This is a genomic window from Acinetobacter sp. 12966 (assembly GCF_031196995.1).
Classification (GTDB): domain Bacteria; phylum Pseudomonadota; class Gammaproteobacteria; order Pseudomonadales; family Moraxellaceae; genus Acinetobacter; species Acinetobacter geminorum.
Genome location: NZ_JAVIMC010000090.1, coordinates 41863 through 57550, shown reverse-complemented (window position 1 = coordinate 57550; position 15688 = coordinate 41863). Strand labels below are relative to the sequence as shown.

The window sequence follows — 15688 nt, the reverse complement described above, 5'->3', positions numbered from 1 at the left end:
TTTTAAGAGTGATTACCTCGATAAGAGAGTGCTTCTGTAAGATGAGGACTTTGAATGACCTCACTTTGGGCCAAATCGGCAATAGTACGAGCAACCCGTAAAACACGATGATAAGCACGAGCAGATAAATTTAAACGTTGCTGAGCCATTTCCATCATTCGCTGTGAAGTACTATCGAGAACGGCATATTGCTCGAGTTGTTTTGGTGAGAGTGCTTGATTTAAACAATCTTGTCTTTGCATTTGTTGTTCATAAGCATAAATCACACGATGCCGTACAGTTGTAGAGTCTTCAGCAGGTGTTGGATCTTGCAGTTCCTGAGCTTTTAAAGGAGGTACATCAATATGTAAATCGATACGGTCAAGTAATGGCCCTGATATACGGTTTTGATAGCGCTTAATACTTTCTGGTGAACATTGGCAACGGCTGTCTTGATTAAACGCATAACCACATGGACAAGGATTCATTGCTGCAATGAGCTGAAAGTTTGCAGGATAGGTAATTTGCCGAGCTGCACGTGAAATAATGATTTCTTTTGATTCAAGTGGCTGACGTAAGACTTCTAGCACTTTTCTGTCAAACTCGGGGAGTTCATCTAAAAACAAAACCCCTAAATGAGATAAAGTAATTTCACCCGGTTTAGGATGTGAGCCGCCCCCAACTAGTGCAATGGCTGATGCTGTATGGTGGGGCGCACGAAATGGACGCTGACCAAAGGTATGCGGTGTATTTGAAATAGAATAAATACTCGCGACTTCAAGCGTTTCCTGATTAGAAAGCGGTGGCAAAATTGAAGGAAGACGTGAAGCGAGTAAAGTCTTACCTGTTCCTGGTGGTCCTTTAAAGAGCAGCGAGTGCCCGCCTGCGGCTGCTATTTCTAGTGCGCGACGTGGACGTAGCTGACCTTTTACATCTGCCAGATCAAATTTATAAGGCATTTGGTTTGAGGTCGTTGCAGGTTCAATCGAAGATAGCGATTTCATGCCCAGAAAATGATCACAGACTTCTTTTAAATGGCTCACTGGATAACATTCAAGATTCGGTAAATGGCTAATATCCTGACTATTATCGAGAGGTAAAAGCATTTTATGCTTGGCCTGTTGACACGCCATTGCCAAAGTTAAAGTACCTGACACTGGTCTTACATGGCCATCTAAAGCTAATTCACCAATTAATTCAAAATCTTCGGCACAGTTTTCTGGGAGCTGGCCAGATGCAATTAAAATACCTACAGCAATAGGTAAATCTAGACGTGAACCATCTTTGGGCAAATCTGCTGGTGCAAGATTAATGGTCAGCCGTTTTGTTGGAAATTGAAATCCACTATTAATAATGGCTGAGCGAACCCGGTCTTTACTTTCTCTTACCGCCGCCTCTGCTAGGCCGACAATAGTAAGAGAAGGTAAGCCTTGACTCACATGTACCTCAACTTCAATCAGAGGCGCATGTAAACCTAAAAGTCCCCGTGTATAAATTTTAGAAAAAGACATCTTATTGTTCCATTATGGTGCTTCATTTTTAATCGTTGTAAAGTATAAATGCGCTACGTTGGTGCTTATTTTTTATTCTTTAAAGTTTCTTCTAACAAACTTACTTGTCTTTGTAGCTCTTCTAAACGTTGATTGGCTGATTGAAGTGCAGTCTTTTGACGGTCGATCTCTTGTTTGGAAACAAGCTCTAACTTTTCGACCGCTTCATTTAATAATGCACGTAAATTTTTTTCCAAATCTTTTTTAGGCTCATCAATTTGTTCCAGAATGGCCTGTAGCAAAGTTTCTAGCATGAAATATCCAAAGTGTTGTATTACTTTATGGTTTACAGTTTAACACTGCTTAAGCGCTGGATATAGGTTTCAATTCTTTTAGTGCAAATAGATCATTAAATCAGCATATAACACTACTGAAAATTCATTTTATTTTTGATAGCTCATCTACATCTTGCTCACTAAATAGGTTATAAAGAAAGTTCATGCAAAAGATTCATTTCCCTCAACCTTTGAAATATTGGCATGAAAATTGAACATAAAACCTTACTGGTGAAAAGAAGCCGAAGGAAACAAACATGAAGCTTGTAACTGCAATTGTAAAACCGTTTAAATTGGATGACGTGCGTGAAGCACTCTCTGACATTGGTGTACAAGGGATTACCGTAACTGAAGTTAAAGGTTTTGGTCGTCAAAAAGGGCATACAGAACTCTACCGTGGTGCAGAGTATGTGGTTGATTTCTTACCTAAAGTAAAAATCGAGATTGCGATTAGTGATGAAATGGTCGACGCAGTAATTGAATCAATTACGCGTGTAGCAAGCACTGGAAAAATCGGCGATGGTAAGATTTTTGTGACTAACCTGGAACAAGTAATCCGTATTCGTACGGGTGAAACTGGACCGGATGCTGTCTAAATTGGCACAAAGCTTGCTGAGTAGAAAATAACTCGCAAATGAGGTTGGGGGACACGAATGAAAAAAATGCTTATGGCGCTCAGTCTATCAGGCGCTCTTTTGGGTGGTACTGCCGTTTGGGCAGAAGAAGCTGTAACAACGCCAACATCGGAAGTTGCGGCTGTATCAACATCTTCAGCTACTGCAACTACTGCAGAAGCACCAGTTGCTGAAACTCCAGCAGCTCCAGCACCGACACCTACTCTTGATACGGGTGATACCTCTTGGATTTTAGTTTCAACCGCATTGGTTCTATTAATGACCATTCCGGGATTGGCATTATTCTATGGCGGTATGGTACGTAAAAAAAATGTACTCAGTACGATGATGTTCAGCCTTTCAGCTGCAATCTTGGTAAGTTTGCTGTGGGTGATTGCTGGTTACTCAATCGCGTTCTCTGGCACAGGTGCATTTTTTGGTGATTTGTCTAAAGCAATGCTAAACGGGGTGGCGTTTGATGCATTAAGTGGGACAATTCCTGAAAGTCTCTTTGTTATTTTCCAAATGACTTTTGCCATTATTACAGTTGCGATCCTTAGCGGTTCTATTGCAGACCGTATGAAGTATTCAGCTTTCATGGTGTTTATTGCAGTTTGGGTGCTCGTTGTTTACGCACCAATTACCCACTGGGTGTGGGCTGCAGATGGCTGGTTATTTAAAGCAGGCGCATTAGATTTTGCTGGTGGTACAGTTGTACATATCAACTCAGGTGTTGCAGGTCTAGTTGCTGCTTACATGCTTGGAAAACGTATTGGCCTTGGCCGCGAATCTATGGCTCCGCATAACCTGACTTTAACTGTAGTGGGTGCAAGCTTACTTTGGGTGGGTTGGTTCGGCTTTAACGGTGGTAGTGCTCTAGGCGCTGGCGCTCGCGCAAGTATGGCAATTTTAGTGACTCAAGTTGCTGCTGCCGCTGCTGCATTCTCTTGGTTGGTTGTTGAACGTATGATCCGTGGTAAAGCATCTGTATTAGGTGGTGCTTCTGGTGCGGTAGCTGGTTTGGTTGTGATTACACCAGCCGCTGGTTTTGTCGGTGTAGGCGGTGCTTTAGTGATGGGCCTTATTGGTGGCGTAGTGTGCTTCTGGGGTATTACAGCACTTAAACGCTTACTTAAAGCCGATGATGCTTTGGATGCGTTTGGTTTGCATGCGGTAGGTGGTATTGTCGGTGCGATTTTAACTGGCGTATTCTACAGTGACGAAATTATTAAAGCAGCCAACGTTGCATTAGCGCCAACATTCGCTGGTCAATTATGGGTCCAAGTTGAAGGCGTATTGGCAACCATGGTTTACAGTGGTATCGCGACTTTCATTATTCTTAAAGTGATTGATCTTGTGATTGGTATCCGTGTTAACTCTGATGATGAGCGCATGGGTCTGGATTTAAGCCAACATGGCGAACGTATTGAATAATCATTAATATATCTGTCTTAAAAGAACAGTCTTGCGCTGTGATCAAAGCGATGCTTTGATCTTGCTCAGGACTGTTTTTTTGTCTCATAGAATGCTGGTTCTGTAAGTGTGGAAATTTTGCTACACTAGGTCAAAGTAATCGACCCTATAAATCCGCTATGCATTGTCCATTTTGCAACGCCGCAGATAGTAAAGTCATCGATTCACGTTTAGCCGCCGAAGGCTGTCAGATTCGTCGACGTCGTGAGTGTGTAATTTGCGGTGAACGTTTTACCACTTTTGAAAGCTATGAAGTGGTAATGCCCCGTGTGATCAAATCGAATGGAAAAAATGAACCTTTCGATGAGGCCAAATTACGTCGTTCGTTAATGCATGCTTTGCAAAAACGTCCGGTCACACAAGAGCAGATCGAAACAGTTTTAAGTGATATTCAGTTGCAGATTCGCCGTTTAGGTGAGCGTGACGTGAAATCTAGAACAATTGGCGAAATCGTCATGCAATCTTTATTTGCCCTTGACCATGTTGCTTACGTCCGATTTGCTTCTGTCTATCAAGATTTTCAGGATGTTGAAGCGTTTCGCCGTCAAATTGAGCAAATGCAACAACGTGAACACTAATCATTTGAGATATTTATGTCTGAGTTGAAACAAGATCAGTATTGGATGCAGCAAGCTATTGAACTTGCCAAACGAGGACTATATTCGACCAAGCCTAATCCAAATGTTGGTTGTGTGATTGTCAAAGATGATCAGTTAATTGGCCAAGGTTTTCATCCTAAAGCAGGTCAGCCACACGCAGAGGTCTTTGCCTTACGCGAGGCGGGTGAACATGCACAAGGTGCAACGGCTTATGTCACGCTTGAACCATGTGCGCATTATGGCCGGACTCCTCCTTGTGCCGAAGCATTGGTGAAAGCCCAAGTTAAAAAAGTAGTGGTCGCTTGCCCTGACCCCAATCCATTGGTTGCGGGCAAAGGTGTTCAGATTTTAGAAAATGCCGGAATTGAAGTAGAAGTTGGCATTTGTAAAGATTTAGCATCAAAACTTAATCAAGGTTTTTTAAAGGCAATGTCTACAGGCATGCCTTATGTACGTTTAAAGGTAGCCTCAAGTTTAGATGGGCGTACTGCAATGGCATCAGGTGAGTCGAAGTGGATTACAGGTTCTTCGGCCCGTCAAGATGTACAACATTGGCGTGCCATTTCTGGAGCAGTGATTACAGGTATTGAAACTGTGATTGCAGATGATTGTCAGCTTAACGTGCGTTCACTCAATAATTTTGATATCAAGACAGTTGCTCAGCCAAAACGTGTTGTTTTAGATCGCCAAGGACGTTTACCACTTAACGCTAAGATCTTAGAGAATCCTGAAACTGTGATGGTGATGGGGCCGTATCGTCAAGAACTTGCTGATTTAGGCGTGATACAATTAGAAACTCAGCCTTTAAAAATGCTGTTACAGACCCTATCTAAGCAACATCAAATTTATGATGTGTTGGTTGAAGCTGGCGCAACATTGTCTACTGCCTTTTTGCAAGAAGGTTTGGTGGATGAATTGATCAGTTATATTGCCCCGACCTTATTGGGGAAAAGTGCAAGGGCCATGTTCAATGCAGAATTTGAATATATGGCAGAGCAACTTCGTTTTACACTTCTTGATGTGACACAAATTGATCAAGATATACGCTTAAGGTTAATCCCTACGCAAGAGAAAGTATGAATTCAGAGCCTTCGGTTTATCACAAACGTCGTCATGCAGCCCGTACAACAGACGAATATCTTTTCCATCAGCTTGTGCCGTACTTGGGTAACAAGCGCCGATTGCTCCATCTAATTTTAGAAGCCCTTGAAATTACAGGGACACTGAATAGTAAGAAAAAGAATCCACCGATTTTTGCCGATTTCTTTGCTGGCAGTGGCGTCGTGTCTCGTTTAGCACGTCAAAATGGTTACCGCGTGATTGCGAATGACTGGGAACCTTATAGCCATGCTTTAAATCATGCAATTTTAGCCTGTGTTGATGCGCCTGCTTTTAAAGAACTGGGCGGTTATCAAAAGGCTATCGACTATTTAAATCGCTTACCTGAAGTTAAAGGTTGGGTAACGCATAACCTTTGCCCGCGTAATGATGATATATACGATCCAACTCGTGATCGTTTATTCTTTAAACGCCGTAATGGTATGCGTATCGATGCGATTCGCCAGCAGATTGCAACATGGCAGGCACAAGGTGCAATTAATGATGTAGAGATGAGTGCTTTGCTTGCACCATTGCTCTATTCAGCTAGTTTTGTCAGTAACACGAGTGGCGTATTTAAAAGTTTTCACCAAGGGTGGGGCGGACGTACTCAAACTGCGCTAGAACGAATTGAGTCATTACTTTGGTTAACACCGAGCCGTTTTTGTGAGATTGGTGATCGTAAACGACCTGCTGCTGAAATGTGGTGTGTAGACTCCCAGCATCTAGCAAATCAAATGAGTGGTTTTGAAGTCGATGTTGCCTATCTCGATCCACCATATAACCAACACGCATATAGTAGTAATTACCATGTTTTAAATGCATTAACTTTATGGGATCAGGTGGATTTACCTTCACCGGATACCAAAGGTTATAAGAGTGGAATTGATAGAGCGTGGCGTAAAGAGCGTCCAAGTCCATATAACTCTTCTAAACATGCAAAAGATGCGTATGAGAAATTACTTTCAACGATCAATGCACGCTATATTCTGACCAGCTATTCAACTGATGGTAATATCGAGCCAAAAGATTTGCTTATGGCTAATCTTGAGCGGGGCAAAGTAACCTTGTTAACACAAGATGTGCCGCGTTATCGCGTAAGTAAACAACGACAGTCTGAACGTGCACGCGTGCTTGAGTTTATTGTGATTACTGATACTCATGCCAAGTCAGGGCCACCATTGCGTCAGTTATTAGGCCAGCTTTACCACTTCGCCGAGCTAGGTGGTGTAGATACCTCAGGTAATAGTACACAGCTCGCACTTTGGTAAGCGCTGCAATTTAAGCAGTGTAAAAAGATTTGGAGATTGAGCCATGTTTACAGGCATTATTGAAAGTTTAGGTAAAGTAGAAAGCCTGCAAAGTGTAGGTGGTGATGTGCGTCTACGTATTCAGACTGATCTGGATATGTCAGACGTACATTTGGGTGACTCAATTGCAACCAATGGTATTTGCCTCACAGTCATTGAATGGGGTGATAACTGGTACGCAGCAGATGTTTCTCGTGAAAGTTTAAATCGAACGACTTTGGGTAACTGGAAAGTTGGGCAACGTGTCAATGTTGAAAAGGCAATGTTACCGACAACGCGCTTTGGTGGGCATATTGTAAGTGGTCACGTTGATGGCGTAGGTGAAATTACCGTAGTGCGTGAAGATGCTCGTTCAATCTATTATGAAGTTACAGCACCGGCAGAACTTGCTAAATATTTGGCGGAAAAAGGTTCGGTAACCGTTGACGGAATTAGCTTAACGATTAACCACTTACGTGGAAATATTTTAAGCTTGAATTTGATTCCGCACACCGCAGAACGTACCAATATTGGAACGTGGCAAGTAGGCAGTAAGGTCAACCTTGAAGTCGATGTGTTGGCGCGTTATATCGAGCGTTTATTGCTCGGTGATAAAGCAGCTGAACAAAAAACTGAGTCAAATATTAGTATGGCTTTTTTAGCTGAGAATGGTTTTTTAAAATAAAATCCTGATCATCAAAAATAAAAAACCGGACATATGTTCCGGTTTTTTATTTTTAAAAATTAATGCTTGGTGAGAGTAACCGAATGCGTGCCAACCCATGGTTTATTATGCTGAGTGCGTGTAATTGAAAATTCACCTTTTTCCGATGCTCGTGTCAGCAAGATTGAAAGTGAATTAAAGTCGTTATGACTCATATAAAGTTCTTGTGCTGAAAATGTCCATTGTTCACCCTGATTAAGCTGCTCAAGTTGCTTTGAAATCTGATGCGGAATGTCCATTTCTTACCCTCATTAATTATCTTAAATCACTACTTTCTATTCTCATAATCAATTGATCTACAAGAATAATATTTGTGTCTATTTTGTGACATATAGGTGTCAGTTTTATGACAGAAGAAGTTTTTAAAACTTTACTTTTCTATTTTTTCATCAGAAAACTTAGAATTCTTTAAAATGTATTCAATTTCTTCTTGAGCTGCCACATGTAGTTTGGCTCGGAAAGCCGTTACAGACTCTTCAATTAAGTTCTCAGCTTCAAGTTCTAAACGAATGCGTAAACTTTCAAGCTCAGATAAGATTTGATCATCGGTAATACTAAGTTTTACGCCAGCAGAGTAATTGACTGCTGGTGTTTCTGGATTTTTCTGATAACGTGCAGTTTGTTCTGCAACTTCTTGTTCTAAATGGCTACGTAATGCCTGTAATGTTTCAGTCTGTTCATTAAACTTGCGAATTTCGTCCGCTTGCAATGCCGCAGCATAAGCAGCTTCTGATGCACGTTTGTCAGCAAGCGCTTTTTCTAAAGCGAGCTGACGACGGATACGTGCTTGCTCAATAAGCTCTGCCTTAAGGTCCGCATAAGCTTGTTCAATTTTTTGCTGTGATTCTAACTGCGCTTTTTCGTCATTTAAAACCCAAAGCTGAATAGGAGTTTGGGGTTCTAATAAGTCACAAATACGTGCCAGATCCTGTTGATAAGCATGACGGACAGCTTCAGGCGCATTTAACCATCTTTTTTTAAAATCTTGCCCGACATTTAATGCCACCACAGTTCTCCTTTACTCAACAGTTTCAACATTTTATCGCGTTATAATTTAAAGGTCCGCGGTTCTATACCCAAACGGCGATACATTTTAAATTTTTCTCGACCAATTTGCTTGGCTGTTTCATTATTTTCAACAATTTCTATAATGTGGCTAAAATGATCAACTTGTTCAAGTGCATGATTGTTAAAATTAAATACTAACAGGCCTTGTTCAAGCGGTTGTTTAGCCGAAATACATACAGCAGCCTCAGCTTGATCAACTCCATGTGCAATGAAGCTGACAGGGTCGAAATCCCATAATCTTTCATCAAGAGTTTGTTGTAGCTGCACATCTGGGCAATACCACCAGATTTTAGGATGCTTCTGTAAAATCTTTCGGCATAAACGGCAAGCACTATCGACTTGCCGTTCTTCACTGGTTTCAAACAGATAAAAACTAATTTTAGCCATTCGTATTTACACGATTCGCTAAAAATTGCATGAGTAATGGCACTGGACGGCCTGTTGCACCTTTAGCTGGACCAGATAACCATGCTGTTCCTGCTACATCTAAATGAGCCCAACGATACTCACGTGTAAAGCGCTCAAGGAAACAAGCTGCCGTAATTGCACCGCCGTATGGACCGCCGATGTTTGCAATATCCGCAAATGGTGAATCAAGTAATTCTTGATAATCTTCAATGACTGGCATACGCCATACACGGTCAAATGATTGCTCACCCGCTTGTTGGAGTTCAGCTGCTAAAGCATCATCTGGTGAGAACAAACCACTCAGTACTTTACCTAAAGCGACTACACATGCACCTGTTAATGTTGCGATATCAACCACGACAGCTGGATTGAAGCGTTTGATATAGGTCAATGTGTCACACAGTACAAGACGACCTTCAGCATCCGTGTTTAAAATTTCAACAGTTTGTCCGCTCATGGTTGTCACAATATCACCTGGGCGAGTTGCTTTACCTGAAGGCATGTTTTCTGCAGCTGCAATTGCTCCAACGACATGAATAGGGAGTTTCGCTTCACATAGCGCACGAATAGTACCTAATACAGAGGCTGCACCGCACATATCGAACTTCATTTCATCCATGCCTAGGCCTGGTTTTAAAGAAATACCGCCTGTATCAAAAGTAACGCCTTTACCGACAAGTACAACAGGTGCTTCATCGATTCCAGCTTGGTATTCAAGTGTTACGATACGACCCGGACGTTCAGATCCTTTGCTGACTGCAAGAAAAGCATACATGCCTAAATCAGCCATTTGCTGTTCATTTAAGACAGTCACTTTGAGTAAATCAGGGAATTCTGCGGCTAAAGCTAATGCTTGTTCTGCCAAATATTCAGGGAAGCAAATGTTACCCGGACGATTTCCAAGGTCACGTGCATACGATTGACCAGACTGTACGGCATGCACTAAAGCCAGTTGTTTTTCATCAAGGCTCGTCGTTGAACTAATTAAATCAACCTGTTGTAACATAAATTCATTTTTTTTCGATTTAAACTCATCATAACCATAAGCTGCTTGAGTTAAGCTTAAAGCGAATAAATAATGGTATTCGACAGGTAACGCAGCAATATCAATTGCGATATGCTTAAATTTATTTTGTGTCGATTTGATAATGGTTTGGGCAAGTTTAGCGAGCTTAACCGCCTGAAGTTCGGCTGTTTTTCCTAAGCCAAGTAATTGGCTATGAGGTTGATTTGAAACCTGACCGAATAAAGGCAGAGTTTCATTGAAGTTGCCTTTGAATTGGGTGGCAGTAAGAACGCTTTCTAGGTTATTGATTTGATATGTGTTGATGTTGCTTTGTAGCTGTTCTGAATCAACTAAAACCCACAAAGATTCATTAGATGTCTGTTCGGGAAAAGTTGTATAAGTTGTAAATTTCATGGCTGCCGTGATTGCCTATAGAAAGTTATGATGGATTAAAACATTGAAACACTTTCAAGCATAGCGTTGCAATGTGCGGTTTTATATTTTTAACATTCGGGTAAACTAGCACACGTCCCGATTAGCCTTTTGGAAGTATTACTTTGATTATTCGGCGTTATCTCGTCAAGCAAGTTGTCTCTACCTCATTGGTGGTCATTTCTTTACTGACCCTAATCATGATGGGTGGTCGTCTGATCAAATACTTTGGTGTGGCGGCGCAGGGGCGTTTAGATGCCAGTATCTTGTTTAGCATCATTGGATATCGTTTACCTGAATTTCTAACACTCATTTTACCATTGGGTTTTTTCATTGGTTTAATGTTGGTGTTTGGTCGTTTATATGTTGACCATGAAATGGCTGTATTGAATGGTAGTGGTGTAAGCCGTCATCAATTAGCACGATTACTCATTCCAATGACACTGGTTTATATGGTATTTCAGTCGGTACTTATGCTGTGGATGACGCCGTGGGGACTACGTGAGTTTGAAAAACTGACAACCACACAAGCTGTTCGGACAGGTTTCGATTTGGTTCGACCAAGAGAGTTTATTTCTTCTGGGCCATATACGATCTATGCGGGGTCATTGTCGGAAGACCGAAAGAATTTGAAGGATATTTTCTTTTATCAGCGCGCTGCTAAAGAAGATAAGCCAGATGTTATGATTTTGGCAAAAGAAGCGACTCGTGTAGAAGTTGCAAATGACACTGCCAATGTTGTTGATCTGGTACAAGGTCGTCGTTATGAAATATTCCCGGGACAACCAAAATATACACAAGCCGAGTTCCAGTCTTATCGTCTACGTTTAGAAAATGACAAAGATCTTAAATTTGAGAGTGGCGATGTAGAAGCACTATCAACAACAAAACTCTTTTCAAAAACGAATGATCCAGTTATTAGAAGTGAGTTGGGATGGCGTTTATTTGGGCCATTCACCATTGTTATTGCGTTAATGCTATCAGTGGCATTGTCTGAAGTGAGCCCACGACAAGGCCGTTATTACCGTCTTATTCCGGCGATTTTTATTTTTTCCAGTCTGATCGTATTAATGATTGCAATCAAGACTCGTATTAGTAAAGAAGAACTCGATATTTGGGCTTATCCTGCTGTGTTAGTTGTGTATGGCGTTGCTGCCGCCTTATTCTCACGTAAGCAGAAGTTAGGACCAAAAATCAAGAAACAGATCAAGCGAGTGAAATTATAATGTTAGCACGTCGAATAGTCGCCAAATATGTGACGAAAACCACTGCGCTTGCGATGTTTGGCACCACAGTTGTTTTGTCCATTCTTCAGGTCTTATTTACATATCTTGGTGAGTTGGGTGAGCTCAAACCAGACTATAACGCATGGCAAGCTCTCGTCTATGTCTTGTGGGGAGCTCCTCGCTATCTCTATGAAATTTTACCTATCTCTGCCTTGATTGGTGCTGTGATTGGACTGGGCTCATTGGCAACGAGTAGTGAACTCATTGTTATGCGTTCAGTCGGTGTTAGCTTATGGCGTATTGTTGGTTGGGTTATGCGCTCAGCTTTACTGCTTATTATTTTGTCGTTTGCTTTAAGTGAATGGGTTATTCCTTACACGAATGAAAAAGCCCAAAGTGTTAAAAGCCATCGTTCTGTAGCTGCTTTAGGTGAAGTTAAAGGCTATTGGTCACGTGAAGGGCAGCGATTTATCTATATCGACTACGCTAACTCTCAAGGCAATTTAAGAGACATTCAAGTGGTCGATTTTGACCAAAACTATTACTTGCAATCATTAATTAATGCTCAGCAAGGACAGTTTATTAAAAATGGTCAATGGGCTTTGAAAAAGGCTGAACAAATGGACATTTTGGCGGCAGGAAATGCCATCAAAACTGATCATGAAGAACAATCGCTTGCTTTAGCATTACAGCCTAAATATGTGCATATGGTGACTTTAGATCCTGAAGATTTATCACCAAGCCAACTGATTAGCTTTATGCGTTATATGGATGAATATAGTCAGGTACCAAAGACGTATCAATTGGCTTTCTGGCAAAAAGTTGCTTCGCCATTTTCACTCATTGCATTAGTTCTAGTGGCGTGTTCTTTTATTTTTGGACCGTTACGCCAACAATCGATGGGCTTCCGTTTGGTGATCGCATTGTTCATTGGTTTGAGTTTCTATTATTTGCAGGATTTCTTGGGCTATGCGAGCTTGGTTTATTCTCCATCTCCAGCATGGTTTGTACTCGTACCTATCTTGCTAATGTTTGGCGCTGGTAGTTATTTGCTTTACCGCGCTCGCTAGTAATAATTGATATTTATGGTTTTCATCAATCGCAGATATTGGTGAAAGCCATAGGAATAAATAGAGTCTTGACCGAAAATTCGGTAAGATATTGTGACGAAATTGTAGACAAAAGAGAAATTGATTATGACGGATGCAACTGCTGGCAAGATCCCTCACGTTCTGGTCATTATGGATGGTGTTGGACACCGTGAAGCGATTGAAGATAATGCTTTTCTTGCAGCAAAAACACCAAATTTGGCGGCAATGAAAGCCAAGCATCCAAATAGTCTAATTTCTGGTTCAGGTGAAGATGTTGGATTACCTGATGGACAAATGGGGAACTCTGAAGTCGGCCATATGAATCTTGGCGCTGGCCGTGTGCTATATCAAGACTTTACCCGTATTACTAAAGATATCCGTACTGGTGACTTTTTCAAACATGAAGTGTTGATCGACGCTGTTGAAAAAGCCAAAGCTGCTGGTGGTGCTGTCCATATTATGGGGCTACTTTCAGAAGGTGGCGTCCATTCACATGAAGATCATATTGTGGCGATGTGTGAGCTTGCATTAAAACGCGGTGCAAAAGTTTATTTACACGCTTTCCTTGATGGTCGTGATACACCTCCACGCAGTGCTCAACCATCTTTAGAAAAATTAGATGCATTATTTGCTCAATATCCGGGTCAAGGCCGTATCGCAACCATGATTGGTCGCTACTTTGCAATGGACCGTGACAACCGTTGGGATCGCGTTGAGCAAGCTTATCGCTTGTTAACTGAAGGCGAGGCACTGCGTACTGCGCAAACAGCAGTTGAAGGGTTGGAGTTAGCTTATGCAGCCAATGAAAATGATGAGTTTGTAAAAGCGACTCGTATTGGTGATATCGCTAAAGTTCAAGATGGTGATAGCGTTGTATTTATGAATTTCCGTGCTGACCGAGCTCGTGAAATTACTCGCGCATTTGTAGAGAAAGACTTTGCTGGTTTTGAACGTAAAGTTGTACCGAATCTTTCTAAGTTTGTGATGTTAACGCGTTATCAGGCAAGCATTGACGCACCAGTTGCATATATGCCAGAAGCCCTCAAAAACTCATTGGGTGAGTATTTATCTTCTTTAGGTAAAACCCAGTTACGTATTGCTGAAACTGAAAAGTATGCGCATGTAACATTCTTCTTTAGTGGTGGTCGTGAAGATGAATATCCGGGTGAAAAGCGTATTTTAATTCCATCTCCAAACGTTGCGACATATGACCTTAAGCCAGAAATGAGTGCTTATGAAGTCACTGATGAGTTGGTTAAAGCAATTAATTCAGGTGAATACGACTTATTGGTTGTGAACTACGCAAATGGTGATATGGTCGGTCATACGGGTGTGTTTGATGCTGCGGTTAAAGCAGTTGAAGCGGTTGATACTTGTTTAGGTCGTGTCTATGAAGCAGTTATGGCAAAAAAAGGCCATATGCTCATTACTGCTGACCATGGTAACGTTGAACAAATGCAAGACTACGAAAGTGGGCAAGTGCATACTCAACATACAACCGAGCTTGTGCCGTTTATCTATGTTGGCCCAACACAAGCAACAATTGCAGAAGGTGGTGTGCTTGCAGATGTAGCACCGACAATTCTCAATTTAATGCAGATTCCTGTTCCTGCCGAAATGCAAGGGCGTAATCTGATTACACTATCTGCATAAGTTAAAGGTGATTGGATGCTGCAACACATTAAATATAAAAAACTTATTGTAAGTATGTTGCTGTGTTGCAGCCAATTTGCTTTTGCAGCGCCAGTTGTAAAAGAAAAATTGTCACCTTTGCACTCTGATTCGGAAGAACCGGAACATAGCTATGCAGAAGTGCCGATTGAGTCTATTCAACAGTTTGTGCAAATCTATGGAATTGTTCGAGATAACTATGTAGACGTGAAGTCGGACGATGCGTTGTTTCAACAAGCTATAAAAGGGTTGGTGAGTGGGCTAGATCGTTATTCACGTTATTTATCGGCAGAAGAATATCGCCAACTGATTCAATATACTGAAGGTGATCTTGCGTCAGTTGATTTCGCATTAAGCACTGAAGCACATGCCCATAAGTGGATGATTCGTGATCTTAAAACGGGTTCAGACTCCTATAAATTAGGTTTGAGAAATGGTCAGACGATTCTAAAGATTGATAATCAAGATTTAAAAAATTTAAACCAAGATCAGGTACTCGGGCTACTTTACGGTTCTATAGGAAGTACACTTCAAGTACAAGCGGAAGAGCTAAACGGAAACATTAACTTAGTCCGTAATAAAAAAATAGAAACCGATATAGAACCTGTAATGTTGCATAATCAGGTGCTTGTACTCAAAATTAGAGTGTTCCAACAAGACACTGCTAATGAAATTAAAAGATTAATTGAAGAAAATAGTTCCCCACGTTTAAAGGCTGTTTTAATCGATTTGCGAAATAATCCGGGTGGATTGTTATCGGCAGCGGTAGAGTCAGCAGATTTGTTTTTAAATAACGGAATTATTGTTTCAACCAAAAGCCGTTCGGAAGGTAACCAGCAGTTTCAGGCACTGCCTGGTAATGAATTTCAGAATACAAAATTAGGTATATTAATTAATCACCGTTCTGCTTCTGCGGCAGAAGTTTTTACTGCGGCCATGAAAGAACACCAGCGTGCTTGGGTGATGGGTGAAAAAAGTTATGGAAAAGGTGTAGTGCAAAAGCTATTTCCTTTGCCAAGTGGAGCAGCTCTACAGATGACGGTCTCACATTACTACACGCCAAATGGCAATATGATTGAAGGGCAGGGTATTCAACCTAATCAGGCTTATCCATTGCCAGCAGAAATGAAAGAGGACGTATATTTAGACCGCGTTGCAGATTTACTCCTAAAGAGGAAGTAACTT

The 15688-nt window shown here is 41.4% G+C and carries 16 protein-coding genes; 10 read left to right on the top strand and 6 right to left on the bottom strand.

Going from position 1 to position 15688, the window contains the following annotated elements:
• Nucleotides 1–2: 2 nt before the first annotated feature.
• A complete protein-coding gene (locus tag RFW85_RS13730; protein WP_170249516.1) occupies nt 3–1490 on the bottom strand; it encodes a YifB family Mg chelatase-like AAA ATPase in 1488 nt (495 codons plus the stop codon).
• Between the two features lie 65 nt (nt 1491–1555).
• Nucleotides 1556–1783, bottom strand: coding sequence for an accessory factor UbiK family protein (locus tag RFW85_RS13725; protein WP_170249515.1), 228 nt, complete (start codon nt 1781–1783; stop codon nt 1556–1558).
• 278 nt (nt 1784–2061) lie between these two features.
• Here RFW85_RS13725 and glnK point away from each other — a divergent pair, with 278 nt between their 5' ends.
• The 6 genes from glnK to RFW85_RS13695 all read left to right on the top strand — a co-directional run bounded on the left by glnK (nt 2062) and on the right by RFW85_RS13695 (nt 7562).
• Nucleotides 2062–2400, top strand: a complete 339-nt coding sequence (gene glnK, locus RFW85_RS13720) for a P-II family nitrogen regulator (RefSeq protein WP_000780326.1) — start codon at nt 2062–2064, stop codon at nt 2398–2400.
• A 57-nt stretch (nt 2401–2457) separates the two neighbouring features.
• The gene (locus RFW85_RS13715; RefSeq protein WP_170249514.1) at nt 2458–3852 is read left to right on the top strand and encodes an ammonium transporter; all 1395 of its coding nucleotides are present in this window, start codon (nt 2458–2460) and stop codon (nt 3850–3852) included.
• Nucleotides 3853–4010: 158 nt separating this feature from the next.
• Nucleotides 4011–4469 carry a transcriptional regulator NrdR gene (gene nrdR / locus RFW85_RS13710; RefSeq protein WP_086265360.1) on the top strand — a complete coding sequence of 153 codons (459 nt, stop codon included), beginning with the start codon at nt 4011–4013 and terminating at the stop codon, nt 4467–4469.
• 15 nt (nt 4470–4484) lie between these two features.
• A complete protein-coding gene (ribD, locus tag RFW85_RS13705) occupies nt 4485–5570 on the top strand; it encodes a bifunctional diaminohydroxyphosphoribosylaminopyrimidine deaminase/5-amino-6-(5-phosphoribosylamino)uracil reductase RibD (protein WP_170249513.1) in 1086 nt (361 codons plus the stop codon).
• Nucleotides 5567–6859, top strand: coding sequence for a DNA adenine methylase (locus tag RFW85_RS13700; protein WP_017481906.1), 1293 nt, complete (start codon nt 5567–5569; stop codon nt 6857–6859). Before ribD ends, RFW85_RS13700 begins: the two co-directional genes overlap by 4 nt.
• Before the next feature lie 43 nt (nt 6860–6902).
• A complete protein-coding gene (locus tag RFW85_RS13695) occupies nt 6903–7562 on the top strand; it encodes a riboflavin synthase (RefSeq protein WP_005301612.1) in 660 nt (219 codons plus the stop codon).
• A gap of 59 nt (nt 7563–7621) precedes the next feature.
• Here RFW85_RS13695 and RFW85_RS13690 read toward each other — a convergent pair whose 3' ends face one another.
• The 4 genes from RFW85_RS13690 to RFW85_RS13675 form a co-directional block, all read right to left on the bottom strand.
• Nucleotides 7622–7840, bottom strand: a complete 219-nt coding sequence (locus RFW85_RS13690; RefSeq protein ID WP_170249512.1) for a hypothetical protein — start codon at nt 7838–7840, stop codon at nt 7622–7624.
• Nucleotides 7841–7971: 131 nt separating this feature from the next.
• The gene (locus tag RFW85_RS13685; RefSeq protein ID WP_170249511.1) at nt 7972–8610 is read right to left on the bottom strand and encodes a hypothetical protein; all 639 of its coding nucleotides are present in this window, start codon (nt 8608–8610) and stop codon (nt 7972–7974) included.
• A gap of 38 nt (nt 8611–8648) precedes the next feature.
• Nucleotides 8649–9056, bottom strand: a complete 408-nt coding sequence (locus tag RFW85_RS13680; protein ID WP_170249510.1) for a DNA polymerase III subunit chi — start codon at nt 9054–9056, stop codon at nt 8649–8651.
• Nucleotides 9049–10497: a leucyl aminopeptidase gene (locus RFW85_RS13675; protein WP_170249509.1), complete on the bottom strand. Its 1449-nt coding sequence runs from the start codon at nt 10495–10497 to the stop codon at nt 9049–9051. Before RFW85_RS13675 ends, RFW85_RS13680 begins: the two co-directional genes overlap by 8 nt.
• Nucleotides 10498–10640: 143 nt before the next feature.
• Here RFW85_RS13675 and lptF point away from each other — a divergent pair, with 143 nt between their 5' ends.
• From lptF to RFW85_RS13655, 4 genes are all read left to right on the top strand, one after another.
• A complete protein-coding gene (lptF, locus tag RFW85_RS13670; RefSeq protein WP_170249508.1) occupies nt 10641–11741 on the top strand; it encodes an LPS export ABC transporter permease LptF in 1101 nt (366 codons plus the stop codon).
• Nucleotides 11741–12811 carry an LPS export ABC transporter permease LptG gene (gene lptG, locus RFW85_RS13665; RefSeq protein ID WP_002121203.1) on the top strand — a complete coding sequence of 357 codons (1071 nt, stop codon included), beginning with the start codon at nt 11741–11743 and terminating at the stop codon, nt 12809–12811. The genes lptF and lptG overlap by 1 nt, the downstream gene beginning before the upstream one ends.
• Nucleotides 12812–12937: 126 nt before the next feature.
• A complete protein-coding gene (gene gpmI, locus RFW85_RS13660) occupies nt 12938–14485 on the top strand; it encodes a 2,3-bisphosphoglycerate-independent phosphoglycerate mutase (RefSeq protein WP_017400161.1) in 1548 nt (515 codons plus the stop codon).
• 15 nt (nt 14486–14500) lie between these two features.
• A complete protein-coding gene (locus RFW85_RS13655; RefSeq protein ID WP_068564746.1) occupies nt 14501–15685 on the top strand; it encodes a S41 family peptidase in 1185 nt (394 codons plus the stop codon).
• Nucleotides 15686–15688: the final 3 nt, after the last annotated feature.

What these genes read in the sequence shown, in the direction of transcription:
- RFW85_RS13730 (WP_170249516.1), bottom strand. Translation starts at nt 1,490, where the DNA reads ATGTCTTTTTCTAAAATTTATACACGGGGACTTTTAGGTTTACATGCG.
- RFW85_RS13725 (WP_170249515.1), bottom strand. Translation starts at nt 1,783, where the DNA reads ATGCTAGAAACTTTGCTACAGGCCATTCTGGAACAAATTGATGAGCCT.
- glnK (WP_000780326.1), top strand. Translation starts at nt 2,062, where the DNA reads ATGAAGCTTGTAACTGCAATTGTAAAACCGTTTAAATTGGATGACGTG.
- RFW85_RS13715 (WP_170249514.1), top strand. Translation starts at nt 2,458, where the DNA reads ATGAAAAAAATGCTTATGGCGCTCAGTCTATCAGGCGCTCTTTTGGGT.
- nrdR (WP_086265360.1), top strand. Translation starts at nt 4,011, where the DNA reads ATGCATTGTCCATTTTGCAACGCCGCAGATAGTAAAGTCATCGATTCA.
- ribD (WP_170249513.1), top strand. Translation starts at nt 4,485, where the DNA reads ATGTCTGAGTTGAAACAAGATCAGTATTGGATGCAGCAAGCTATTGAA.
- RFW85_RS13700 (WP_017481906.1), top strand. Translation starts at nt 5,567, where the DNA reads ATGAATTCAGAGCCTTCGGTTTATCACAAACGTCGTCATGCAGCCCGT.
- RFW85_RS13695 (WP_005301612.1), top strand. Translation starts at nt 6,903, where the DNA reads ATGTTTACAGGCATTATTGAAAGTTTAGGTAAAGTAGAAAGCCTGCAA.
- RFW85_RS13690 (WP_170249512.1), bottom strand. Translation starts at nt 7,840, where the DNA reads ATGGACATTCCGCATCAGATTTCAAAGCAACTTGAGCAGCTTAATCAG.
- RFW85_RS13680 (WP_170249510.1), bottom strand. Translation starts at nt 9,056, where the DNA reads ATGGCTAAAATTAGTTTTTATCTGTTTGAAACCAGTGAAGAACGGCAA.
- RFW85_RS13675 (WP_170249509.1), bottom strand. Translation starts at nt 10,497, where the DNA reads ATGAAATTTACAACTTATACAACTTTTCCCGAACAGACATCTAATGAA.
- lptG (WP_002121203.1), top strand. Translation starts at nt 11,741, where the DNA reads ATGTTAGCACGTCGAATAGTCGCCAAATATGTGACGAAAACCACTGCG.
- gpmI (WP_017400161.1), top strand. Translation starts at nt 12,938, where the DNA reads ATGACGGATGCAACTGCTGGCAAGATCCCTCACGTTCTGGTCATTATG.
- RFW85_RS13655 (WP_068564746.1), top strand. Translation starts at nt 14,501, where the DNA reads ATGCTGCAACACATTAAATATAAAAAACTTATTGTAAGTATGTTGCTG.